Raw genomic sequence first — 23,663 nt, 5'->3', positions numbered from 1 at the left:
TCCCGTGGTCGCTGCCGCTTGGCGGAACGCAAGAGCTCCCCGCCCTTCGGGCGTAACGCCTTCGGCGAAAAGCGGCGTGCTCGTCTAGTTCACGGGGCGCTGACGGGTAGGGTCAGTTCGAAGATCGCGCCGCCCTCGTCGGCGTTGTAGACCGCCAGCCGCCCGCCGTGCGCCTGTGCGACCCACCGCACGATGGACAACCCCAGACCCGACGACCCGCCCGTGCTGGAGAACCGGTCGAACGCCTCCTCGGCCAGGGCCGCGTCGATGCCCGGACCGTGGTCGGCCACGGTGACGGTGCCGCCGGCGACGGTGATGTGGACGACGGCCTCCTCGCCCGGCCGCCGCCCGTAGCGCAGGGCGTTGTCCAGCAGGTTCCCGATCGCGCGTTGCAGCAGTGCCGGGTCGGCGTTCACCTTGGTCGGCGCGGCCGTGACGGTGACCTGTGCGCCCTCGGTCGGCGACTCCTCGACCACCCCGACGACGAGTTGGTCCAGCCACACCGGCTGGATCGCCAGCTGCTCCACCCCGGCGGCCAGGCGGGCGCGCACCAGCAGGCCGTCGATGATCCCGCCCATCCGTGCCGCGAGCCGGACTGTGCGCGGCAGCAGGTCCGCGCGTTGTGTCGGGTTGTCCAGCGCGGTCTCGGCCAGGGCGCGCAGCGCGGCGACGGGGGTGCGCAGGTCGTGTGCGGTCTCCGCGAGCAGCACCTCCTGTTGCTGCAACGCGGCGGCGGCGGGTCGGATGGCCCGGCCGGACAGCACGTGCCCGGCCACGCCCAAGCCGCCCACCAGGACCAGGCACCCGCCGACCACCAGCAGCAACAAGCGGGTGTGCTCCGCCTGGCGCGGCCGGGTGTCGGCGACCGCGACCACCGCGCCGATGTACTCCCGAGCCGGGCTGAGCAGCGGTTCCGCCCGCACCCGCACCAGCTCGCCGCCGGTGCCGCGCTGGTAGCCGTCGACCACCCCGCCCCGCCGCAACGCGCTGGTGGCCAGCGAGCTGAGCACCGCGTTGTCCACCGGCACGCACACCCGCTTCGACACGTGCGCCTGGAACGGGGGCGCGCCGCCGGGCAGGATCGCGAACTGCGGGCAGCCCTGGTTCAGCTCGTCGGTGTTGACCAGGTGGAAGTTCACCGCCCGGTCGAAGACCACCAGCCGGCTGACCGCCGAGGTGACCCGGGTCAGCTGCGCGTCCAGCTCGGCCTCGCCCTGCCGGGCGTCGTCGAGCACGACCCACCAGGCGAACGCGACCAGCGCGATCGTGTTGGTCACCGTGAACACGGCGGTCAGCACCCAGCGCAGCCGGCGCAGCCGGTCGGCCGCCGACCCGGTCACGGCGTCCCCACCAGGTACCCGCGCCCGCGCACGGTGTGGATCAGGTCGGGTTCGCCCAGCTTGCGCCGCAGCCGCTTCACCACCACGTCGACCACGTTCGCAGTCGGGTCGGTCGCGGAGTCCCAGCAGTGCTCGATCAGCTCGCCCCGCTCCACCGCCTGGTCGACCCGCGTCAGCAGGTGTTCCAACACGGCGAACTCCTTGGCCGTCAGGGTCAGCAGCACCCCGCCACGCCGCACCTCGCGCCGCGCGCAGTCCATCTCCAGGTCCGCGTGCCGCAGCACGGCCGGCCGCGCGCCCGACCGGCGGCACAGGTTGCCCACCCGCGCAGCCAACTCCGCCACGGAGAACGGTTTGACCAGGTAGTCGTCACCGCCGTGCTCGAACCCGGCGACCCGGTCGGCCAGGGCGTCCCGGGCGGTCAGGAACAGCACCGGCACGCTCCACCCGGCGAGCCGGCGCGCGTGGACGTAGTCGAGGGAGTCGCCGTCGGGCAGCATCCGGTCGAAGACGACGCACGCGAAGTCGCCGGTGGCCAGCACGCGGTCGGCGCCGGCGATGTCCGCGGCGGCGTCCACCCGCAACCCCTCGGCGCGCAGCGCCGCCGCCACCGCCACCCGCAGGTCCTCGTCGTCCTCGACGACCATCACCCGTGTCATCGAAACCTCATGTGTGCCGGTGCATGGTTGGCGCGTGGTTCGGCGTTCACGACGAAGCTCGCCGGCTCGAACGCTAGTGCGCCGGCGAGCATAAACCACGGGGTCGGCCCGATCTGGCAGGAACCGGACGCGGCCGGTGGTACGTCCACTGTGGACAGAGGTAGGGGGAGGACTTGTCATGAACACCCGGTTGAGCCTGGTAGGGGGCACCGCACGGGACCCGGGCGTGGACTCGGTCCTGGCGTCCGCGCAGCGCGAGGTCCTGGTGCTGAGCACCGGCGGCGCGGTCGCGTTCGGCCGGGTGGACCGCGACAACCTGCGCCGGGGCGTCCGGTACCGGGTGCTGGTGCCGGACTCGGTGCGCCTGTCCGGCAAGGTCACCGCCCTGGCGGCGGCCGGCGCGGAGGTGCGCACGGAGACCGCCGTGCCGATGGACGCCCTGGTGGTGGACGGCACCACCGCCCTGCTGCCCGGACCGCACACCGGCGTGGCCGCGTTCCGGCTGACCAGCGTCGTCGCGGCCACCACCGCCCTGTTCGACCGCATGTGGCCGGCAGCGGTGCCGCTGGTTCCTGCCGAGCCGGTCGAACACCGGGAGGCACTGAGCCCACGCGAACGCGACCTGCTGGCCCTGCTGTGGTCCGGCGCGACCGACGACTCGGCGGCGGCCCGCCTGGGCATCTCCGTCCGCACGGTCCGCCGCATGGTCTCCGACATCATGAACCGCCTGGGCGCCCGCAGCCGCTTCCAAGCAGGCGCCAAGGCCGCCGACCGCGGCTGGCTGATGGACCGCGCCGGATGACCACCGCCGTGCACGTCTCCGACCGCCCCGGCGGGTACCCGACCCTCGCCCAGGCCCTGGCCGATGCGCCGGACGGCACCGTGATCACCCTGGCCACGGGCACCTATCCCGAGTCGGTGGAGCTGACCGGCCGGAGGATCACCGTCCAAGCCGCCGACGCGGGTGTAGTGCTGGCTGGTCCGATACGCGCGATCGGGGGCGAGTTGGTGCTGCGCGGGATCGAGGTGCGCGGCGGCATCACGACCGACGACGTGGCCCTGACCGTCGACCGCTGCACCGTGTCCGGCGGCCGAGGACCGGCGCTACGAGTGCGCGGCAGCACGGCGTTCGAGGTCGTCGGCTGCACGATCACCGCGTCCGAGCAGGGAGTGGTGGTCGAGGGCGCACCCGGCACGCTCACCGCGACCACCATCTCGGAGGTGACCGGGGACGGCGTCGTCGTGGGGGTCGGCGCCGACCCGGTGCTGCGGGAGTGCACGGTGACCGGCTGCGGCCTGCGCGGCATCTACGTCTACCAGTACAGCCGCCCGGTCATCGAGGACTGCGAAATCACCCGAACCGGCGCCGAGGGCATAGCCGCAGCCCACCACGCCGCTCCCGTATTACGCCGCTGCACGGTGTCTGCCACCCGAGGTGCAGGCATTGCCTTCGCAGCAGGCTGTGGCGGCACAGTCGACTCGTGCCACGCGGACATCCACGTGGACCCGACCGCCACCACAACGGTCATCGAAGGCCCGCCTTCAGTCGGTCCGCTGGAGGCTCTGCTGGCGGAGCTGGATGGAATGATCGGCTTGCCCCAGGTCAAGGCCGAGGTCCGCGCCCTGGTGGACGAGTTGCAGGTCAACGAGTGGCGACGTGCCGCAGGCTTGCCAGTCGGACCAACCGGCCACCACCTGGTCTTCGCCGGCGCGCCAGGCACAGGTAAGACAACGGTGGCCAGGATCTACGGCAAACTCCTCAAGGCCTTGGGGGTGCTGCCGGGCGGCGAGTTCCACGAGGTGTCCCGACGCGACCTGGTGGGCCAGTACATCGGCCACACCGCCGAGAAGACCGCTTCGGTGTTCGAACAGGCTATGGGCGGGGTGTTGTTCATCGACGAGGCGTACACCCTGACCCGCGCGGCAGGCGCGGGAGACTTCGGCCAGGAGGCCGTGGACACCCTGGTCAAGTTGATGGAGGACCACCGCGATTCGGTAGCCGTGATCGTCGCCGGCTACACCGGTGAGATGACCGGCTTCCTGGCAGCGAACCCGGGCTTGGCGTCGAGGTTCGGCAAGACGGTCGAGTTCGAGGACTACACACCCGACGAGCTGCTGGGGATCATCGACCGAATGGCCCTGTCCGGCGAGTACCACCTGGACCGAGGCTCCGACCCCATCCTCCTGGACCACTTCGAACACGCATCCCAGGACCCGAACTTCGGCAACGCCCGCGACGCCCGCAAGCTCTTCGAGGCAGTACGCAAGGCCCAGTCACAGCGCCTGCGCACCTTGGGTCGAATCCCGGAAGTGGCCGAACTACGCGAACTACGAGTCGAAGACGTCCTAGCCGCCATCACCCACTGACCACCGCACACGGCGCATCGGCTCAACGTTGGGCATCCAAGCGTAGCGAGCGAACGGGAGCGCGCTCAGACGCGGCAGGAGGTTTCCGCAGGTGGAAGGCACGTGATGCCATGCACGATGCCTTCAGTCTCCGAGGCCCAGGGCCGCTGCGCGGTTGGCCATCGTGGCGGCTTGCTGGGCCAAGGCGGCATTGGTGAGACACGTGTCGCACCACGGGATCGCCTGCAAGATGCCGTGGCGGGAGGCGACGTACAGGGTGCTGTCGATCAGCAGCACGGAGCGCACGCCTCCTGCGATGTCCCAGACGGTCACGGTGGGTCCGAGGTTCTCGGTCGGCTGCATCACCAACGACCCATCGGCGTAGCCGATCGCGATGGCCTTGCCCGACGGGCTGAACGTGCCCGCCAAGGCGGCCAGGGACAGCGACGGGCGAGTGCCGTGACTGGGCGCGGCTCCCAGGTTGGTGTTCCACTGCCAATCCCCGTCGACGACCCGCGCGACGCGGGCGCAGCCGATCTGGGCGGCGCCGGTGCCGATCGGGACGATCTGGTCCTCGGCCGGCGGAACGAGCACTGCGGCGATGTCCACGCCACACAAATTCGTCATGAGGGTGCGCGTCCCGTCCGAGCCGCGATCGTTCCAGAACACCTCGCCGTCGATGCCGCCGATGACGACGTTGCCGCTCTTGGTGATCGTCGCCGCCCCCGGACCCTGTCCACCCACGCGCACAGTTCGCGTCACTTGGCCATTCGCCAAGGAGACGACCACGACCGAGTCGTCGCACGGCAGGACGGCCACCTCGGTGTCCAGGGTCAGGTTCCCCGCCCGCCGCGAGCAGGTCGACGGCAACTCGAAGCGCCGAGTGGCCCCATCGGCCAAGCGCACAAGCCAGTTGGCGGTCAACCCTCGGATGATCACCGTGGTGCCGTTGCCGCCTACCGCGATCACCGTGTCGTCCACGCGGATTTCGCGGGCGGTCTGCCCGTTCTGCAACGACACCAGTCGCAGGCTGCCCTGCCGTTCGACCAGCCACGCCTGATGTGCGGAGTCGGCCGGGAGGATGGCCTGGAACCACCGCGTCGGCTCGTTCACCAGCACTGTTCCCGTGGTCCAACGCCACGAGACGACCTTGGGGCCCGCCGTCGCCCAGATCCGGTTTCCGTCCGCTGACCACGCCAGGTCTCCGATCTCGGTCGGCGCGCCGATCATCTTCCGCCGCACGGCACCCGCCTCGACATCGACCACTGAAACCGCCGACCCCGAGCTGATGGCCAACCAGCGCGCATCCGGGGACACCGCGAAGACCGAGCGTGCGTCGGGCACGTGAACCTTGCGGTGGATTTGGCCTCGTGACCACACCGTCACCACATGACCGTCAAACGACGCGGTGTACGGCGATGGCGCACGACCGGTTCCCTCCGGACCCGGGTCGGCTGTCCGTTTCTCGCCTGCCGATGCGGCACGTGACCATGTGCGCTGATTGACGTCCTTCACCAGTACGTCGCTACCGATTGGAGTTGTTGCGAAACCCGTGGCGGCTGCGGGCACGTCGAACGCATCGTCGGGTACCGGGGTGCTCAGCACCCCCTGCAACAAGTCCGCTTGGATGCCAGACTCGTTGTCACCCAATCGACTGGCGGTGCGGAGCCCTCGGTACGGGTCGCGCGCGATCTCGACCTTGGCCTCCACTACCCGCCGATACACGCCAACCTGCTGCTCGTTGTTCCAGTCCAAAGCCGACCGCGCGGCCACCAACAACATGCCGAACAGCACGGCGACCACCGTGATCAGCACACCGGTGAACACGGCCGTCTTTCGGCGTGTGTGCCGCCGGGCACTCGCCGCGAGAAACGCGCGGCCAAGCGGACTGGCTGCGTCCGCGAAGCGCGCGCTGCGGACTTGTTGTTGCTTCGACGCGAGTAGGCGAGCGGGTCGTCCCGCGGCTTGCCAGCCGCGGGCCTGAGCGTCCAGTTCTCGTAGCGGGTACGACACCGGGGGCACCGTGCGCAGTGCGGTGATCACGTTGTCTGCTGCGTCACGGCGCCGGCCGCCCACAGCGACGACGACCTGCTGTATACCCACCTCGGAGGCAACTGCCGCCTCGGCAGCGCACGGTTGCGAAGCTGTCCAGTACGGCGAATGGCACACGAGGAACAACGCAGCGTCCTTGATCGCCTCGGTCACCTCGTCGAGCCACGGTGCGCTGACCGGGATGTCGCGTTTGTCCAGCCAGGTCCGCACTCCTCTTTCCACGAGCACTGCCCTCAGACCCAGCACCCAGTCTTCGTCACGACGGCTGTAGGAGATGAACACGTGGTGCACGGCTCACCTCCCACTCGCAGCGGGCAGTCGGCCACACAGGTGCACGCCCAGGTTCTCGCGGGTGTCCGTGTCGAGGTTCTCAACCTGCGACTCGTGCCAGCAGCCGTGCATCCGCTCCCTCAGCAGTGCGAGCAGGCGGCCGTCGTCGGCCATGTCGGGGACGACCGGGGCCGTGCCGGACGGCAGGGACCACAGGGAGTTTTGGCGTGGGCCGACGCAGGACACCGCCTTGCCGTCATGGGTCACCCGGAGGTCCCTCACGAGAGGTGTCTCCCGACAGACCACGCCCAACTCCGCACCGGAAGGAAGCTGCACGACCCTGGGCCGCTCGGACTCGCCACCCACGATGATCCGGCCCGCGTGGCCGCTGCGGATGAGCTCCGTGCGGTCGATCAACGCGACACCGGTCGGCGTCGCCGGCTCGTTCGGCGCGAGGCGCCACACCTGGTGGTCTCCACCGGCCACGAACGCCGCCACTTCGTCGACCGCCACCCCACCCGCGGACACCACGGGCTCGGGCACCGATCCGGACGCCAAGACCTCGCTCGAGGTCGCGTCGACCACCGCGTACTGCCCTGGCCGCTGACGGACGAGCGCTCTCACCCCGCCGTCCTCGGTGGCTTGGACGTCCAAGACCTGGTCGTCGTGGTGACCGGTGACCTGTGATCCGCCGCCGGGGTCGAGGTCGACGACATGCGTGCTGAACCCGCTGGTCACGACGACGGCGCGGTGGGCGTCGAGGAGCGCCACCCTCAGCGGTTCGAGGTTTGTGGTCACCTGCCGAAAGCCGTGGTCACGCAGGTCGAACACCCCGACGCCCGCCGGTCCACCCACCACGACGACGCTCTCGTCGGCAGGTAGGTCGAAGTCGAGGTACGTCCCGGGCAGTTGCACTCGCCACGTGAACTGCCCGGTCTTGACGTCCATGCCGACCAGGCTCGACTTGCCGTCCTGCGTGTCGTGGGACAAGGCGACAGCCGAACGGCGGTCGGCCACGGGTGCCGAGGCCGCCAGGGAGTGCCCGGCGCCGAGCGCGACATGACCCAGCGACCACTCGGCCGCCAAGCTGCGCCGCAGCGTCACCCTCGCCAGTTGCCGCTGCTCCTCGGTGCCGTTGAGAAGCTGGGAACCCGACAGGAGGGCAGACCACTCCGGGAACTCGCGGGCCAAGGTCGCCTCGCCGCTGGTCACGATCGCGTTCCGGTTGGTGCGGCTCGCATTCCGCACCACCGGGATGAGGACAGCGGCAACAACACCGATGATGACGAGGACGACGATTCCCGACAGCTGCCAACGCCGCCGTCTTCTCGCCTTGGCGGTCCCGGTGACGATCGACGCCGCCACGAACTGCTCCAACCGCTCGAACTCGTCGCCCCCTCCGACAGTGCGGCGCACGGTCTCCAACACGTCCCGGTACTCCTGGGCCTTCGGCAGCTCGGGTATGAGCAGGGCGGGATCGCGGTTGTGTTCGTGCCAAGCACGTGCTTCGAAGCGCAGCCCGCGCAGGGTTCGCCAGGTGCTTTGCCGGGCGTGGGCCGCGACGAGAAGTGCCGCGAGCGACCCGTTCGGATCTTCGGGCTTCCAGAACGTCCAGTTGATCGCCGCCACTTCCGGTGGTACCGGATGCCCGGCGAGATCCTCGATCACCACCGGGATGAGGCGCTTGGCACCCAGCCCGGGGTGGTGCGCCCACATCTCCGACAAACGTGGCGTCACCAGCACCACGCACGCCTCAGCCAGCGCCACCTCAGGACGGATTTCGACGCCGTGATCGGACAGGAACTCGGCGATCAGGCGCACGAGGTCGTCATGACCCGGTGGGGCGATGATCCCGGTTCCGGAGGACGCGGCCACGGTAGCCTCCCTCACCACGACGGGACGGTCCGTGCAGTGTTAATCGCATTCCACGTCGGGCCGTTAGCACAGCACTGTGCGGCTCGACCGCCTGGTGACCTGCGCTTCCGCGCTTCGCGCGAGCAGTCGCCTCGTGTTGCGTGGAGCGCGGTGCGCAGTCGGGTGGGGCTAACGTGCTTGGGGTGCGGGTGCTGATCACCGAGGACGACGACAACCTGCGGGTGGCGTTGGAAGGGGCGTTGCGGGGGGCTGGGTTTGCCGTGGATGCCGTTGCCGACTTGCCGTTCGCCGATGAGGCGTTGTTCGTCAACGCCTACGACTGCGTGGTGTTCGACCGGATGCTTCCTTCCGGCGACAGCTTGCGGTACGTGCAGGAGCGGCGGGCTCAGGGGTGGCCGGTGCCGGTGTTGTTCCTCACCGCTCGGGACACCGAGGCCGATCGGGTCGCCGGGTTGCGGGTCGGGGGTGGGGATTACCTGGTCAAGCCGTTCGCCGTGCCCGAGCTCGTGGCTCGGGTGCGGAACCTGTGCCGGCTCGGGTGGGTGGGGCCGCCGTCGGTGTTGCGGTGTGCGGATGTCGAGCTCGATCCCGGGCGGCACCGGGTCACGCGGGGTGGGGTGTTGCTGACCCTGGCGCGCAAGGAGTTCCTGGTGTTGGAGCGGTTGATGTCCACGCCGGGTGCGCCGGTGTCGAGGCAGGAGCTGTTGTCGCGGGGTTGGGACGTGATGGTCGACCCGAGGTCGAACGTGCTCGACGTCGTGATCGCCGCCCTGCGCCGCAAGCTGCACGAACCGCCGTTGATCCACACCGTGCGCGGGTTCGGGTACCTGATCAGCGGGTGACGCCCAGGGGCAGGGTCGCGGCGAGGCCTGCCCGGTGTCGGCCGTCCAGGCGTTCCAGCACGATGCCGCGTTCCCTGGCCAGGCGGGCGACCTGGTCGGCGGCGCTGTCCAACGCCCTCGGATCGGTGGCGGCGACCCGGGCGACGGCTTCGGTGCTCTGGCCGGTGCGAGCGGTCACGGAGACAGTCACGGCTGCTTGCGGCACGGCGGTCAGCAGCCAGCGCAGGAGTTGGGGTGAGACGGTCGGCGGGAGGCGGTCCCAGCCTTCGAGGCGGAACGAAGCTTGGGTGAACGGGCCGCTCCACCACGCCCGCCACTGCTCGCGGACCTGGGTCTGGCCGCCGGTGACGTGTGCCAGCGCGGACACCGTGGACAGGGCTTCGGACGTGGTCAGGGCGTGGGTGTCGACGCCGTCGCGGCGCAGTTTGCGGCGGACCCGGCGGACGGCGTTGCCCAAGGCGCGGCGGACGTCCTCTTCGCCGTGGGCCTCGACCGTGCGCAGGGCCTGCAACGCGATCCACACGCGGGGCGGCCCGGGGTGCGCGGGGCTCGCGTGGTGGACGAACCGGACGGCGAACTCCTCGCCGGTGTCCGGCAGCAGGGCTTCGGGACTCGGCACGGCCTTGGTCAGGTCGCGCTGCGCCGACGGTTGCAGCACGGCCGTGACCCCCGGCGTGGCGCTGACCAGGAACACCGGCTCGTCGTCCAGCCGGGTCTCCACGCCGGTCGCGGCGGGGGACAGCAGCGCCACCAGCGCCTGACCCGGGTCGTCGGGGAGGGGGTGCGGGGAGCGGTCGCGGCGCAGGAAGGCCAGGCCCACGGCTGCCCACTCCCACAGCCATCGGCCACGCCGCCGGACTGCGGTGAGGACCACGACCGCCAGTGCCACGATGACCACGGCGGTGAAGACGGGCCAGGGCTGCTCCAACGCGGCCACGACCGCGACCACGGCGAGTTGCCAGCAGAGGAGTTGGGGCAGGCGGAGGGGGCCGAGCGCGCGCCGGGACCGGGGTGTGGGCGCAACCGGATCGACCGGCGTGAGCGGTGGCGGGGCAGCGAGCGTGGGCCGACGGCTCGGTGGAGGCGGGGGTGCGGCGAGCGTGGGCTGGGGGCTTGGGGTAGGCGGGGGTGCGGATGGTGCCGAGAGGGGCACGGCCAGTTGGGCGCGGACGGCTGCCTGAGCCGCCGGGACCGCCTGTGTTGCCGGGATGGGCTGGGCCGGGATGGGCTGGGCCGCTGGGATCGCCTGTGTCGCCGGGCGCGGTTGCGCCGCCGGAACCGCCTGGGTGGGAGCGGCGGTGTGCGAGGGCGGTGCCCAGGCCTGCTGGGCGACCGGGGGCCAGGCGGCGGGTGCGGCTTGGAGGTGGGCTTGTGGGGACCAAGGGCTCGTCACGACCCCCGACTGTCCGCCCCGCCGCATGAGATTCCGATGACACACCAGCGAATCCGGGGCGAATCCGGCCGGAACCGGTCAACCGCCCCGCTCGGCGGCCTCCCCACTGCTACCGTCCCGGATTGTGACCCCCATCCGGATGACGGTCGTAATCTCAACCGTGCGGGGAGAGGTTCGGAGAGGCGCCGCGTGAGATGAAGACGACCAGCGTGACGCGTACGCGCGCGATGATCGCCGGGTTGGTGGCGGCCTGTGTCGGGATCGTCGGTGTCGCCGCCGCCGGGCAGGCCCCCGTCGCGCCCGGACTCCAGTTCTTCCAGGTCGGCCACTGGGTCTACAACGCCGCCTTCCAGACCGCCTTCCACGTCGACGGCTCCACCAACCAGGTCGACGCCCGGGTCGCCCTGCCGGGTGTCGAGCCGGGTGCGCAGGTGGCGCAGGGGGAACGCTCCGGGTACGTCGTCGAGCGGTCTCGGATCACCGTGTTCGACAAGTCCACGCTCAGTGTCGAGAACGCCCAGGAGCCGCCTGCCGCCGAGCAGCCCGTGGTGTTGGAGGTCGCTGGCGGTCCTTACCTGGTCTACCGCAACGCCGGTCAGGTCGTGCGGTTGGGTGACCCGGCCGCGACGGTGCCGGCGGGTGGTCCGCTGTCCGAGCCGGCGGTGACCGGTGACGGGAGTGTGTGGCTGCACCGCGTGGACTCCGGCGCGCTGTGCCAGCTGCCCCGTGACGCCAAGGTGCTGACCTGCCCCGCGCAGGTCGAGCCCGGCCACACCGGCGCGCTGACCGTGGTGGACGACCGGCCCGTGCTGGTCGACACCACCGCGGACGCGTTGCGCCCCTTCGACCAGGACGGGTTCGGCCCGTCCGTGCCGCTGGGCGTGGACCTCCCGTCCACCGCGCAGGTCGCGAGCACGACCGCGGGCGGACGGCTCGCCGTGATCGACCCCGACCGCGCCCGGATGCACCTGATCGACACCGCCGGCCTGGACAAGCGCCCGGTGGCCGACCCGGTCGAGGTGGCCCTGCCCGGCACCGGCCGCTACTCCGGCCCGGTCGCGACGGCCCGCGTGGTCACGCTGGTCGACCAGACCCGCAACGAAGTCCTCACCTACGACAGCAACGGCGCCCGCAGGAGCGTCACGAAGGTCCCGGGCAAGGCCGGCGCACCCCGGCTCGCACGCGGCGAGGACGACCGCGTCTACGTGGAGAACCAGGACGGCTCGCAGGTCCTCGTCGTGGACGGCGAGAAGGGCTCGGTCGTCACCGTGGACGTCGGCAAGGCCGCCGACGACCAGTCCGGCGAACGCCCCACCGGCTCGACGACGACCACCACCCCCGAGACGACAACCCCCACCACCACGACCCAGCCCACCGAGGACCGCAAGGTCACCACCCGCCCCACGCCCCCGGTCGCACGGGCCACCGCACCCGGCGCACCCGGTGACGTCGGCGCGGAAGCCGGGGACGCCGGTGCCACCGTCCGCTGGGACGCGGCCCCGCCCAACGGCGCGCCGATCACCGCGTACCACGTGTCCTGGGACGGCGGCTCGACGACGGTCGGCGGCGGCACCCACAGCGCCCGCCTCGAAGGCCTGGCCAACGGCGTGACGCACGTGTTCACCGTCGTCGCCGAGAACCAGGCCGGGCGCGGGCCGGGAGCCAGGTCCGCCGCCGTCGTGCCGCTGGGCGTGGCGACCGCGCCGGACGTCACCGCGACGACGTCCTTCGCCGGCACGACGGTCACGTGGACCCAGCCGGACCTGCGCGGCGGCACCCTCGTGCACTACCTGGTGCAGATGGTCGGCCACCCCGACCGCGAGGTCACCGGCACCAGCGTCGACTACAACCCCTACACCGGCGCGCTGGGCAGCCTGGTCACCGTCCGCGCGGTCACCCGCTACGGCCCGACCGGGTCGCCGACCAGCCTCGGCCGGCCCGGCACCGCCGTCGTCCCGACGCTGATGGGCCTGCCGGTGGTCAAGTTCCTCGGGGTGCGCGCGGCCGGCCCCGGCCGGGTCGTCGCGACCGTGGACGTCAACACCAGCGGCTCGCCCACGACGTGCGAGCTGAGCAGCTTCAACCTGGAGGGCCGTCCGCCGGTGAAGGTCGCGTGCGCCGGCGTGCAGGAGATCGGCATCGACGTGCCCGGCGCCGGCCCGGGGGTCACGGTGAGCCTGACCCTCAACGCGAGCAACGCCAACGGCAACGCGCAGCCCGCCACGTGGCAGAACCCGGTGGCGGCCGGCGGCGGGGGCGGTGCGGGTCGGCCCGCCACGTCCGGCGGCATGCAAACCCGGTGACCGAGGAAAGGCGAGGAATGACACCCACCCCAGGCACCGCGTACGACCTGATCGCGCGCAACGTGCAACTGGTCGTGCGCGGCAAGCCCGAGGTCGTGCGCCTGGCCGTGGCGGCGCTGTTCGCCGAGGGGCACCTGCTGCTGGAGGACGTGCCGGGCGTCGGCAAGACGACCCTCGCGCGGTGCCTCGCGGCCAGCGTCGGCGGCTCGTGGCAGCGCATCCAGTTCACCCCGGACCTGCTGCCCGGCGACATCACCGGCGTCATGGTCTACCACCAGGGCGAGGAGGGCTTCCGGTTCCACCCCGGCGGCATCTTCGCCAACGTGGTGCTGGCCGACGAGATCAACCGGGGCACGCCCAAGACGCAGGCGGCGCTGCTGGAGGTCATGGAGGAGCGCCGGGTCACCGTCGACTCGGTCCGCCACGACGTGCCGCGCCCGTTCCTGGTGGTGGCCACGCAGAACCCGGTCGAGATGGAGGGCACCTACCGGCTGCCCGAGGCCCAGCTGGACCGGTTCCTGATGCGGCTGTCCGTGGGCTACCCCGACCACGACGCCGAGGTGATGGTGGTGCTCGGCGACCGGGCCGGGGTGAGCCCCGACGACCTGCGGCCGGTGCTGGACCTCGCCGGGCTCCAGGAGGTGATCGCCGAGGTGCGGCGGTGCCGGGTGGCGCGGGAGATCGTGTCCTACGCGGTGCGCCTGGCGACGGCCAGCCGCCACCACCCGGCGGTCCGGTTCGGCGTCAGCCCGCGCGGCAGCGTCGCGCTGGTCCGGGCGGCGCAGGCGCTGGCCGCCACGCACGGCCGGGACTACGTGGTGCCCGACGACGTGAAGGACGTGGCGCACGCGGTGATGTGCCACCGGCTCGTGCTCACCCCGGACGCGGAGTTGAGCCGGCGGCTGCCCGAGCAGGTCGTGGCCGAGCTGCTCGCCGACACCGCCGCGCCCACGGCCGCGGTCGGGGGCTGAGGCCGTGCGGCTCACCCGCCGCGGCGTCGTCGTCCTGGTGGCGGCGGTCGGGTTCTTCCTCCTCGGCACCTTCGCCGGGCACACGTTCTTCCGGGCGCTCGCGGGGGTCGCGGTCGGCGGGCTGCTCGCCGCCATCGCCACGGCGATGGTGCGGCCGAAGGTCGAGGTGGCCCGGACCGTGCACCCGGAGCGGGTCGAGCGCGGCACGCCCGCGCTGGCCACGGTCGTCGTGCGCAACCCGACGCCGCGCCGGCAGGGCGGGTTCACCGGCGGCGACCGGGTGGGCCGGACGACCCACGACATCCGGGTCCGGCCGCTGGCGCCCGGCGCGGAGGCGACCTACCACTACGAGGTGCCGACGGCCGCGCGCGGGCTGCTGCGGGTGGGGCCGTTCCTGGTGCACCGGTTCGACCCGTTCGACCTGGTCCGCGGGCATCCCGCAGTGGGCGGGGCGACGGAGTTGTGGGTGCACCCGCGCGTCCATGCGGCCCGCCCGCCGCGCGTGGCGCACCCGCGGCACCACTACGACGGCCCGGTGGCCGATCCGCCGCTGCGCGGGTCGGCGGACCTGCGGCGCGTCCGCGAGTACGTGCCCGGCGACGAGGTGCGGCACCTGCACTGGAAGGCGTCGGCGCGGACCGGGCGGCTGATGGTGCGCGAGTACGTGGACCCGGCTCGCACGCGGTGCACGGTGGTGCTGGACACCCGGCCGTCGTCGATGCCCGCCGACGCCTTCGAGGAGGCCGTCGAGGTGGCCGCGTCGCTGGTGTCGGCGGCAGCGGCGGCGGGACAGCAGTGCGGGCTGGTGACGTGCGGGGCGGAGTGGTCGGTGGAGAGCGGGTTGCGGGCGGCGCGGGCGTTGCTGGACCGGTTGTGCGTGGTGGCGCAGGACGCGCCCGCCGACGCGCCGCTGGTGCGGGCGACGGCGGTGCGGCCCGGTGGCGCGGTGGTCGTGGTGACCGGGCCGGTCGCGGACCTTGGTCCGGTGGCGCGGTGGCGGCCCGACGCGGTGATCCGGCTGGGCGCGCCGCGGGGTGCGGCGGCCGGGGTGATCGCGGCGGGGACGGCGGTGGAGGCGGTGGCGTCGTGGAACGCCTTGGTGGGCCGGTGAACAGGGTCGCGGTCCTCGGGCTGCTGGGTGCCGCCGGGGTGGCGGGGTTGTTGTTCTCGCCCGTGTTCGGGCTGTTGTCCTTGCTGCTGCCCGTTCTGGTCGTGCTGGTAGCGGCGTACGTGGCGGTCGAGCTGTGCGCGCGGTGGCCATCGTTGGTTCCAGTGCGACCTCTTTTGGTGCTGTCGTTGGGTTTGCTGGGGCTGATCCCGTCGACCGGTGCAACGCCGGCCGTGTTGTGGCGTGGGGCGACCGAGGGCTGGTTGCTGACGCTGCAATCCACCTGGCCCGCGCGGCCGGAGCCGGAACTGCTGCTGTTCGTGCCGCTGGCGGTGCTGCTCGCGGTCGTGGTGGGGGCGGAAATCCTGCTGCGGTCACGGGTTCCGGGTGCGGCGCTGGTGCCGGTGCTCGTGGTGGCCGGGTTGTCGCAGCTGTACCGGCCGGTGAGCGGGCTCGCGGCGGTGGGTGCGGGGGTGGCGTTCGCGGTGCCCGCCGGTCTCGTGCTGGTCCGGCACACCGGTCGGGTCACGCTCTCGACCGGGCGGCGGGCGGCGGTGCTGCTGGTCGCGGTGGCCGTGGGCGCGGTGGCACTGGGCGGATTTCCCGTGGGGCGCGAACCCGTCCGGTTGCAGGGCGATTCGGTCGCCCTGCGGCAGAACCGGGTCGGCAACCCGCTCACCGAGGTCGCGCAGCGGCTGGCGGACGGCGACCGCGAGGTGTTCCGGTACCGCGCGGACGACCGGGTCGACCGGTGGAGCCTGGTCGTGCTGGACGGGTTCGACGGCGCGAACTGGACCGCCGACCCCGACCTGCGCCGCCTGGGCGCGCGCCGCGACGGCACCGGCACCCGCAGCGCCGAGGTGACCGTCCAGGGGCTCACCGGGCCGTGGCTGCCGTCCCAGAGCACCCCGCTGGTCGTGGACGGCCTGGCGCCGCTGGTGGACGAGTCCGCCGGCACGCTGCTGCTCGACCGGTCCACCACCGACCGCCGCTACACCCTGACCTGGTCCGACCCCGGCGTGGACGGCGAGGCGCTGGGCGCGGGCACCGTGGACCCCAGCGCGGACGGGGGTCTGGGCGGTGTGGGCGCGGTGCCGCCGGAGATCGGGCGGCTGGCGCAGGACTCCGTGCGCGGGCTGCGGCCGACGGTCCAGTCCGCGTTCCAGCTCGAACGGTTCCTCGCCACGAACTACCGGGTCGCGCGCGGCCGTGACCTGCCCACCGGGCACGGGTGGCCGCAGCTGCGCCGGTTCCTCACCGACACCAAGCGCGGCACCAGCGAGCAGTTCGCCGCCGCCTACGTGGTGCTGGCGCGGATGAACGGCATCCCGGCCCGGCTGGTCGTCGGGTACCGGGGCGGGGAACGCGCGTCCGACGGCTCGTACGTGGTGCGCAACAAGGACGTCCTGGCCTGGCCGGAGATCGCCGTGACCGGCGTCGGCTGGGTGCCGCTCGACCCGACCGAGTCCGCCGTGGCCGGTGCGGCGGCGGAACCCAGGGCGACCACCGGCCTGGCCAAGGCCGCCGAGCAGGCGCGCAAGCAGTTGCCGCCGGAAGACGAACTGCTCCCGCCGGAGCAGCCGCGCAAGCCCGCGGAGGTGCCCGCGACCGCGTTCGACGCCGGGTTCGCCGCGCTGGTGGTCGGGGCGGTGGTGCTCGGGTTGGGGCTGTGCTGGCTGGTGGGTGTGCCGCTGGCGAAGGCCGTGCGGGCGCTGCGGCGTCGGCGGCGGACCGGCGCGGACGGCGTGGTCGCGGCGTGGGCGGAGGTGTGCGACCGGTTGCGGGCGCACGGCGTGCCGTTTCGGATCGGCATGACCCCGCGCGACCTGGCGTCGGCGGCGGGCGAGGCGACGGCGGGACCGATCACGCGGCTGGGGCGCGTGCTGGACATGGTGCTGTGGTCGGGTGTCCCGGTCGGCGACGGGTCCGTGCGCAAGGCGTGGGAGGAGGAGCGGCTGGTGCGCGCGGTGCTGGCCGCCCGGCCGCGCGGGGAGCGGCTGCGGGCCGCACTGGACCCGCGCCCGCTGTTTCAGAGCGTGCAGCGCGCGCCGCGCACGGCGACCGGTTCGCTGGTGTAGACGGCACGGCTGTCGGTGCCGCGGACCTGGAAGCAGTACCGGCGGCCGGGGTCGACGGGGACGCGCAGGGTGTGCTGGCGGTGGGCGACCAGGGTCATCGTCTGGATGCCCTCGCCCGCGACGACGACGGCGAAATCCAGTTCCCCGTTGGCCTGCCAGGTCAGCTCGACGTGGTCGCCCTGGTCGGTGGGCGGGTCGAGGACGAGCGTGACCCGCGGCGGTTCGGTGCTGGACGCGGTCTTCGGGGTGGGCGGCGCGGCGACGGGGACCTTGGGTGGTTCGTCGTCCGGGAGCAGCAGGGGCACGGCGATCAGGGAGGCGACCACCAGGCCTACGCCGACCAGCGCGGGGGTGCGCCAGGCGCGGGCGGTGCGTTTGGGGGCCGCGGTGCCGTCGGTGGTGTGCACGAGGGTGCGGCCGGGGCGTGGGGGGTCCACAAAGGACGGTGCTTGGGCTGCGCCGGAGGACGAGGGTGGGGCGGCGAAGGTCGGGTGTGGCGGTGGGGCGAAGGGTGGCGGTGCGGCGAAGGGCGGTGGCGGGGCGGTGAAGGTCGGGTGGTGGGGTGTGGTCAGCAGGTCTTCGAAGAGACGTGCCAGCTCGCCGGCGTCGGCTGGTCGGGCGGCCGGGTCCTTGGCCAGCAGGCGGTTCACCGCGTCGGCCAGTTCGTGCGGCACCCCTTCGCCGCGCACGGGCGGCACCTGTTCGCGCAGCACGCGCAGGATGCGCTCGCTCGGCGGCTCGCCGGTCCGGCGCGGGAAGGGCGGTGCGCCGGTCAGCATCGTGTACAGGATCGCGCCCAGGCCGTAGAGGTCCGAGGCGGTGGTGCGGGTGTCGTCGCGCAGGGTCTCCGGGGCGGTGAATTCCAAGGCGTGCGTGGGATCACGCGGGAAGCGCTCGCGCAACGACAAACCGAAGTCCGACACCACGAACTCGCCGGAACCGTGCCACAGCACGTTGTCCGGGGTGACACCACCGTGCACGACCCCGACCGAATGCGCCGCCGCCAGCGCGCGGGCGACGGCCAACCCGACACCCAGAGCATCGCGCACACCGGGCGAACCGACACCGGAGGACAGCAGAGCCGCCAGGGACCCGTGGCACAGTTGCATCCGCACGCCCGACCGACCGTCCGGCAGCTCCACCACCCCGTCCACCGGCAGCACCTGCGGGACGGCCGCCGACGCCAGCGCCCGCCGTTCGCGGTCGAGCCACTCGGTGGTGTCGCGGTCGAAGCGCTCGGCGTACACCTTCACCGCGACCTCGGCCCCGGTGTCGGCGAGCGTGGCCGCGTAGACGGTCGCCACCGGACCGGACGCGAGCAGCCTCGGCGCGATCACCGTCTCCACGAGCCCACACCCCTCGTCCACGACACGCGCCGAGCGTAGGAACCCACCCGCGCGGCCGACGCGCCGTGGCCGCTTCATGCCTCGCCCACGACGGCCTATGCGCGGTGGCCGCTTCATGCCTCGCCCACCCGCGCCACGCCCGGCGGCGGGAAGCTTCGACCCATGCAGACTACCGGCCTGGTCAGGATCACGGTCGCCGCTCCGCGCCGGCGCGTCGACCTGGCGCTGCCCGAACACGCGGCGGTCGCCGAGGTGCTGCCCGGACTGCTCGCGCGGGCGGGCGAGGGCCTCGCCGACGACGGCGTGGCGGACGGCGGCTGGGTGTTGCGCCGCGCCGACGGGACGGCGTTCGACCCGGACCGCACGCTCGCCGCGCACCGGGTCCGCGACGGCGAGGTCCTGCACCTCGCGCCGCGCCGCCTGGAGTGGCCCGAACTGGAGTACGACGACCTGGTCGACGCGATCGCCACCGGCTCGGGCCGGGACCGCGCCTGGGGTCCCCGGCACACCCGCCGGGCGGGCCTGGCGGTCGGTGCGGTCGCGTTGCTGCTCGTGCTGGTCCCGGTGCTGCGCGCCGGACCGCCGTGGACGACGCCCGCGCTGTGGTCGCTCGGCGCGGCCGTCCTGCTCGTGGTCGCCGGTGCCATGCTGGCCCGCGCGGTCGGTGACGCCGCTGCCGGTGCCGTGGTCGCCGCGGTCGCGCTGCCGTTCGCGTTCGCGGGCGGTGGTCTGCTGCTCGCGGGTGGTCGGCCGTTGACTGGTCTCGCCGCGGGGCACCTGCTGCTGGCGGGCGCCGCGCTGCTGGTGGTGGGCTTGGCCGCCCACCTGGGGGTGACGGCCGCGCCGGCGTTGTGGGCGGGTGCGGTCACGGTGGGCGCGCTGTGCGTGGTGGCGGGGTGGCTGGGCACCGGGGGATGGGCGCCGCACGAGTCGGCGGCGGTGGTCGCGGGCGGTGTGCTCGCGCTGTCCCCGGGTTTCGCGCCGCTTGCGTTGCGGCTGGGACGGGTGCCGATGCCCGTGCTGCCGCGCACGACGGCCGACCTGGTCCGCGACGATCCCCAGCCGCCGTTGCCCCTGGTGCACCTGGCGGTCGTGCGGGCGGACGCGCTGCTCACCGGGATGGTGGGCGGGTCGGCGCTGGTGGTCGCGGGGTGCGAGATCGTGTTGGTGCGCAGTGACAACACCTCCGCACTGGTGCTGTCGGGCGTGGTGGCGGCGGGACTCCTGCTGCGCGCCCGGCTGTACCCCGTGCCGCGGCACCGGGTTCCGCTGCTGGCCGCCGGGGTGGTCGGGGTGGGGTGCCTGACGGCCGGGCCGTTGTCCGGGGACGCGGCGCTTGCCGGCGCGGTGCTGATCCTCGTGGCGGCCGGGGTGGTCGCCGCCGGGATGGTGTTCAGCACGCGCGTGCCCAACCCGTACGTGGGGCGGTTCGCCGAGTACGCCGAGATCCTCGTGGTGGTGGCCGTGGTGCCGTTGGTGTGCTCGGTGCTGGGCCTGTTCGGGTACGTGCGCGGGCTGGGGGGCTGAGGGCGTGGCGTCCAAACGGGACCAGTTGCAGGCCTACCAGTTCCTGGTGCAGCGGGCGACCTCCGCGCTCGTCACCGGGGAGACCGACCCCGAGCAGCCGCCCTTCCGGCGTCCGGTCGGGGCGACCTTCGCGGGTATCGCGCTGGCGATCGTGGCGCTGGCGTGCGTCGGCGTCTACGGGATGATCGTGCCGGGCGGCAACAACGCGTGGCGCAAGGACGACGCGGTGATCGTGGAGAAGGAGACCGGCACCCGGTACGTCTACCTGGACGGCCGCCTGCACCCGGTCGCCAACTACGCCTCCGCGCTGCTGCTCGTCGGCAGCCACGGCACCACGGAACGGGTGTCGCGCGACTCGCTCGTCGGGGTCCCGCGCGGCCCCCGGCTCGGCATCGCCGACGCCCCCGACGCGCTGCCCGGCCCGGACCGCCTGCTGACCGGGTCGTGGTCGTTGTGCTCGGTGCCCGCGGGGGATGCCGCCGGGTCGCGGATCGAGGAGTCCGTGTTGCTGGTCGGGGCCGCGCCGGACGGCGGCGGTGATCCGGGGGATCGGGCATTGTTGGCCGAACTCGCGCCGACCGGTGAGCGTTTCCTGGTGTGGCGCGGGAAACGGCACCGCATCGACGACTACCCCGCCGTGGGCACCGGTTTGGCGTTGAGCGCGCAGCCGTGGGCGCGGGTGGGCCGGGCGTGGCTCGACGTGCTGCCCGAGGGCGCGGCCATCGGCCCTGTCGCCGTACCTGGCGCGGGCGAGCCGTCGACCGCCGTGCCCGGCCGGACGGACCTGCGGGTCGGCACGCTGCTGGTGGTCCGGACGTCCGGTGGCGGAACGCAGCACTACCTGGCCGGCCGCGACACGTTGCAGCCGATCACCGAGTTGCAGTACGACATCCAACGCGCCTACGCCCCCGTGCTGGCCGCTTACCCCGGCGCGGAACCCAAAGCCGTGCCGCTCGCCCCGGCCCTCGCGGCGTCGGCCCGCAAGCTGGAGCCCTCGACCGCCGACGCGCCGACCTCGCGGCCGGAGTTCATGCCGTTGCGCGATCGAGAGGCCACGGTGTGCGCGACCTTCGAACCCGACTCCTCGACGCCTCGGCTGCGCGTCGAACCCGTGCTGCCCCAAGCAGACCCGATGACCGCGACCTCGCGCCGCGACCCCGAGGGCACTCCGTTGGCGGACCGGGTGCACGTGCCTCCGGGCTGGGCTGCTGTGGTCGAGGCGATGCCCGCTCCGGGTGCTCCGGCGGGGACGTTGACCGTCGTGACCGACCTCGGCCGCCGCTACCCGTTGGCGACGCCGGACGTGCTGGGGGTGTTGGGCTACGCAGGAGCCAAGCCGGTCCGTTTGCCGGCGACCGTGGTCGCCCGACTACCAGAGGGACCAGGCCTGGACCCGGTGGCAGCAGCCCGTCAGCCCTGATCTTCCATCAGCTCTGCTCTTCCGGGGACATCGCGTCCATGATCAGCCGCACGACGTCCCCGTACAGCCCTACCCGGACCACGCCCGGTTCGATCACTTCCTGGAGCGCCAGGCCGAGGAACAGACCGTTCATGCCCATTGCCATGTCGGTCGCCGTCATGTCGGACTTGAGCGCGCCCGTGTCCACCTCGTGCTGGATCAACGCGCCCATCATGTTCCGGATCGTCCGCCCGCCCTCGGAGAACCGAGCCCGCACCTCCGGGTCGCGCGCGGCGGCGAAGAGGAACTCCATGTGCAGCAGGAACCAGTCCGGGTTCTCCTTGAGGTCGACCATCGACCAGTCCGTGACGGCCTTCATCCGTTCGCGCAGGGTGCCCTCGGCGGCCAGGAAGACCTGGGCCAGGGCTTCGGCGCGGCGGGTCGTGGTCTGCTCGTAGAGGGCGAAGAAGAGGTCCTGCTTGTTGCGGAACTGGGAGTAGACCGCTCCGTGCGTGTACCCGGCCTCCTCGGCGATGTCGCCCACCGACGCGCCGGAGTACCCCTTGCGCGCGAACACCCGGGCCGCCGCGTCCAGCAGGTCGACGCGGGTCCGGGCGGCCTTCTCGGCACGGGACTGGCGGTGCTGGGTCACTGCATCGCGTTCCTGATCCGAGATTGCGCCGACAATGTGAACGCGACCACGATAGCCCACCTCCGGGAACGCGCCCGGACGGCGTGCCCGACCGTCCACATCGGACGCGGTCGGGTTTTCCTATTACCGCGAGTTACAGGATCGGATCGGTCCAGAGGGGCAGGTCACGCCGTATCCGTGAAACTTCAAGGGTCTGCGGCGGGCGTGCGCGGCGTTATGGTGTCTGGATGGTCGCCACGACGTCCACGATGTCGCCGCTGCCACCCGAGCTGAACGAGATCGTGCGCGGTCAGCTTGGCCGGCTGCCCCAGCTCGCGGACGAGCTGGCCCGCCTGCTGAGCGAGAAGGAGGAGTTCTACCGGAGGCTGGAGCACAGCTCACCGCAGGAGCTGCGCAAGGTCTGCGAGGTGAACCTGGGGCGAGCCTTCCGCGCCTTCCTGGAGGCCCGCGAGGTCGACGTGGAAACCGCCCGCAAGACCGGCCGCGCCCAGGCCCGCCTGGGCATCCCCATCTCGGCGGCCCTGAGGGCGTTCCGCATAGCGGGCACGTTCGCCTACGAGGGCATGATCGAACAGGCCGTCGGACCTCGCCAGCTGACCCCGGAACAACTCCTGTCAGCCAGCGCGACCGTGTGGCACATCATCGACTCGTTCTCCGACGTCATCGCCGAGGCGTACACGGAGGTGGCGACCGATTCGGCCCGCTACGACAGCAAGGCCCGCCTAGCCCTGATAGACGGCCTGCTGGACGGCCGCTTCACCCGCCCCGAGGAGTTCGAGGACGCCGCCCGGGTGCTCCGCCTGCCACCAGCTGGGCCGTTTGTAGTCGTGTACGCCGAGCCTCGTGCTGAGGACGACCGGGGGTTGTCCGGACTGGTGGACCCACGGTCGCGGGCGGTGTGGCGGCGCACGGCGGAGGGCGAGGTCGGGGTGGTGCCGGTGGAGCGGTCGGCCGACTTGCGGGCTCTGCGTCAGGCGCTGGATGCCGCTGGTTTTCCGGTGGGGGTGAGTCCGGCGGTGGTCGGGTTGCGGCTGCTGCCGGCGGCGTTGCGGCGGGCTCGGATCGCGCGGGCTTGCTTGGCGCCGGGGGAGACCGGGGCGGTGGGGTTCGGCGATAGACCTGTGACGACGATGGTGGCGGGTGCGCCGAAGTTGGCACGGGAGTTGGCCAAGGAAGTGCTCAAGGATTTGTTGGGGTTGCCGGAGGCTGAGCGGGAGCCGTTGTTGCGGACCATGCAGGTGTGGTTCGCGGAGCACGGGTCGGCTCGGGATGCGGCTGAGCGGTTGTTCGTGCATCCCAATACTGTGCGGTATCGCATTCGGCGGGTGCAGGAGTTGACCGGGCGGGACTTGACGGATCCGCGTGGGATTTCGGAGTTGTACTTGGCCGTGGAAAGCGTCCGCCTGGAGCCCTGAGCTTCCCAGCTCTTCGCGCGCGCAGCGCGGTCTTCGCGCGCGGAGCGCGCGGTAGGTGTTACCTACAAGTGGAGGGCCTCGGTTCCC

General features: G+C 72.5%; 17 protein-coding genes. 10 read left to right on the top strand and 7 right to left on the bottom strand.

What is annotated here, in order from left to right; all coding sequences use genetic code 11:
* Positions 1-89: 89 nt before the first annotated feature.
* Both WBN91_RS31800 and WBN91_RS31795 read right to left on the bottom strand, forming a co-directional pair.
* Positions 90-1,340 carry a sensor histidine kinase gene (locus WBN91_RS31800; protein ID WP_337727942.1) on the bottom strand — a complete coding sequence of 417 codons (1,251 nt, stop codon included), beginning with the start codon at positions 1,338-1,340 and terminating at the stop codon, positions 90-92.
* Positions 1,337-1,999: a response regulator transcription factor gene (locus WBN91_RS31795; protein ID WP_337727941.1), complete on the bottom strand. Its 663-nt coding sequence runs from the start codon at positions 1,997-1,999 to the stop codon at positions 1,337-1,339. Before WBN91_RS31795 ends, WBN91_RS31800 begins: the two co-directional genes overlap by 4 nt.
* A 178-nt stretch (positions 2,000-2,177) precedes the next feature.
* On the opposite strand from WBN91_RS31795, the gene WBN91_RS31790 reads away from it, so the two are divergent.
* Together WBN91_RS31790 and WBN91_RS31785 are read left to right on the top strand one after the other, a co-directional pair.
* Positions 2,178-2,801, top strand: coding sequence for a helix-turn-helix transcriptional regulator (locus WBN91_RS31790; protein ID WP_337727940.1), 624 nt, complete (start codon positions 2,178-2,180; stop codon positions 2,799-2,801).
* Positions 2,798-4,366: a right-handed parallel beta-helix repeat-containing protein gene (locus tag WBN91_RS31785; RefSeq protein WP_337727939.1), complete on the top strand. Its 1,569-nt coding sequence runs from the start codon at positions 2,798-2,800 to the stop codon at positions 4,364-4,366. Before WBN91_RS31790 ends, WBN91_RS31785 begins: the two co-directional genes overlap by 4 nt.
* Before the next feature lie 123 nt (positions 4,367-4,489).
* On the opposite strand, the gene WBN91_RS31780 is transcribed toward WBN91_RS31785, so the two are convergent.
* Complete coding sequence (locus tag WBN91_RS31780) at positions 4,490-6,688, bottom strand: toll/interleukin-1 receptor domain-containing protein (protein WP_337727938.1); 2,199 nt, start codon at positions 6,686-6,688, stop codon at positions 4,490-4,492.
* Between the two features lie 3 nt (positions 6,689-6,691).
* Positions 6,692-8,560 (bottom strand): hypothetical protein, encoded by a 1,869-nt coding sequence (locus tag WBN91_RS31775; protein WP_337727937.1) that lies wholly within the window; start codon positions 8,558-8,560, stop codon positions 6,692-6,694.
* Between the two features lie 164 nt (positions 8,561-8,724).
* Here WBN91_RS31775 and WBN91_RS31770 point away from each other — a divergent pair, with 164 nt between their 5' ends.
* The gene (locus tag WBN91_RS31770) at positions 8,725-9,384 is read left to right on the top strand and encodes a response regulator transcription factor (protein ID WP_337727936.1); all 660 of its coding nucleotides are present in this window, start codon (positions 8,725-8,727) and stop codon (positions 9,382-9,384) included.
* Here WBN91_RS31770 and WBN91_RS31765 read toward each other — a convergent pair.
* Positions 9,374-10,321: a type VII secretion protein EccE gene (locus WBN91_RS31765; RefSeq protein WP_337727935.1), complete on the bottom strand. Its 948-nt coding sequence runs from the start codon at positions 10,319-10,321 to the stop codon at positions 9,374-9,376. The genes WBN91_RS31770 and WBN91_RS31765 overlap by 11 nt on opposite strands.
* A gap of 665 nt (positions 10,322-10,986) precedes the next feature.
* On the opposite strand from WBN91_RS31765, the gene WBN91_RS31760 reads away from it, so the two are divergent.
* Genes WBN91_RS31760 through WBN91_RS31745 form a run of 4 tightly spaced genes read left to right on the top strand, consistent with a single transcriptional unit; the run spans position 10,987 to position 17,237 of the window.
* Entirely contained in the window at positions 10,987-13,080 is a 2,094-nt protein-coding gene (locus WBN91_RS31760) for a fibronectin type III domain-containing protein (protein WP_337729423.1), read from the top strand.
* Positions 13,081-13,097: 17 nt separating this feature from the next.
* Positions 13,098-14,051 carry an AAA family ATPase gene (locus WBN91_RS31755; protein WP_337727933.1) on the top strand — a complete coding sequence of 318 codons (954 nt, stop codon included), beginning with the start codon at positions 13,098-13,100 and terminating at the stop codon, positions 14,049-14,051.
* Positions 14,052-14,055: 4 nt separating this feature from the next.
* Entirely contained in the window at positions 14,056-15,162 is a 1,107-nt protein-coding gene (locus WBN91_RS31750) for a DUF58 domain-containing protein (RefSeq protein ID WP_337727932.1), read from the top strand.
* Complete coding sequence (locus tag WBN91_RS31745) at positions 15,159-17,237, top strand: transglutaminase TgpA family protein (RefSeq protein WP_337727931.1); 2,079 nt, start codon at positions 15,159-15,161, stop codon at positions 17,235-17,237. The genes WBN91_RS31750 and WBN91_RS31745 overlap by 4 nt, the downstream gene beginning before the upstream one ends.
* Here the strand turns inward: WBN91_RS31745 and WBN91_RS31740 are convergent.
* Entirely contained in the window at positions 17,189-18,583 is a 1,395-nt protein-coding gene (locus WBN91_RS31740) for a serine/threonine protein kinase (protein ID WP_337727930.1), read from the bottom strand. The genes WBN91_RS31745 and WBN91_RS31740 overlap by 49 nt on opposite strands.
* Positions 18,584-18,745: 162 nt before the next feature.
* Here WBN91_RS31740 and eccD point away from each other — a divergent pair, with 162 nt between their 5' ends.
* Together eccD and eccB are read left to right on the top strand one after the other, a co-directional pair.
* Positions 18,746-20,110 carry a type VII secretion integral membrane protein EccD gene (eccD, locus tag WBN91_RS31735; protein ID WP_337727929.1) on the top strand — a complete coding sequence of 455 codons (1,365 nt, stop codon included), beginning with the start codon at positions 18,746-18,748 and terminating at the stop codon, positions 20,108-20,110.
* A 4-nt stretch (positions 20,111-20,114) separates the two neighbouring features.
* Positions 20,115-21,530 carry a type VII secretion protein EccB gene (eccB, locus tag WBN91_RS31730; protein ID WP_337727928.1) on the top strand — a complete coding sequence of 472 codons (1,416 nt, stop codon included), beginning with the start codon at positions 20,115-20,117 and terminating at the stop codon, positions 21,528-21,530.
* Between the two features lie 7 nt (positions 21,531-21,537).
* Here eccB and WBN91_RS31725 read toward each other — a convergent pair whose 3' ends face one another.
* On the bottom strand, positions 21,538-22,161 hold the full coding sequence (locus WBN91_RS31725; protein ID WP_337727927.1) for a TetR/AcrR family transcriptional regulator: 624 nt from the start codon (positions 22,159-22,161) through the stop codon (positions 21,538-21,540).
* Positions 22,162-22,388: 227 nt separating this feature from the next.
* Between WBN91_RS31725 and WBN91_RS31720 the strand changes: the two genes are divergently transcribed.
* Positions 22,389-23,576 (top strand): PucR family transcriptional regulator, encoded by a 1,188-nt coding sequence (locus WBN91_RS31720; protein ID WP_337727926.1) that lies wholly within the window; start codon positions 22,389-22,391, stop codon positions 23,574-23,576.
* Positions 23,577-23,663 lie beyond the last annotated feature (87 nt).

The organism is Saccharothrix sp. CCNWYY140 (assembly GCF_037401995.1).
GTDB lineage: Bacteria > Actinomycetota > Actinomycetes > Mycobacteriales > Pseudonocardiaceae > Actinosynnema.
This window is presented reverse-complemented; position numbering and strand designations above follow the sequence as displayed.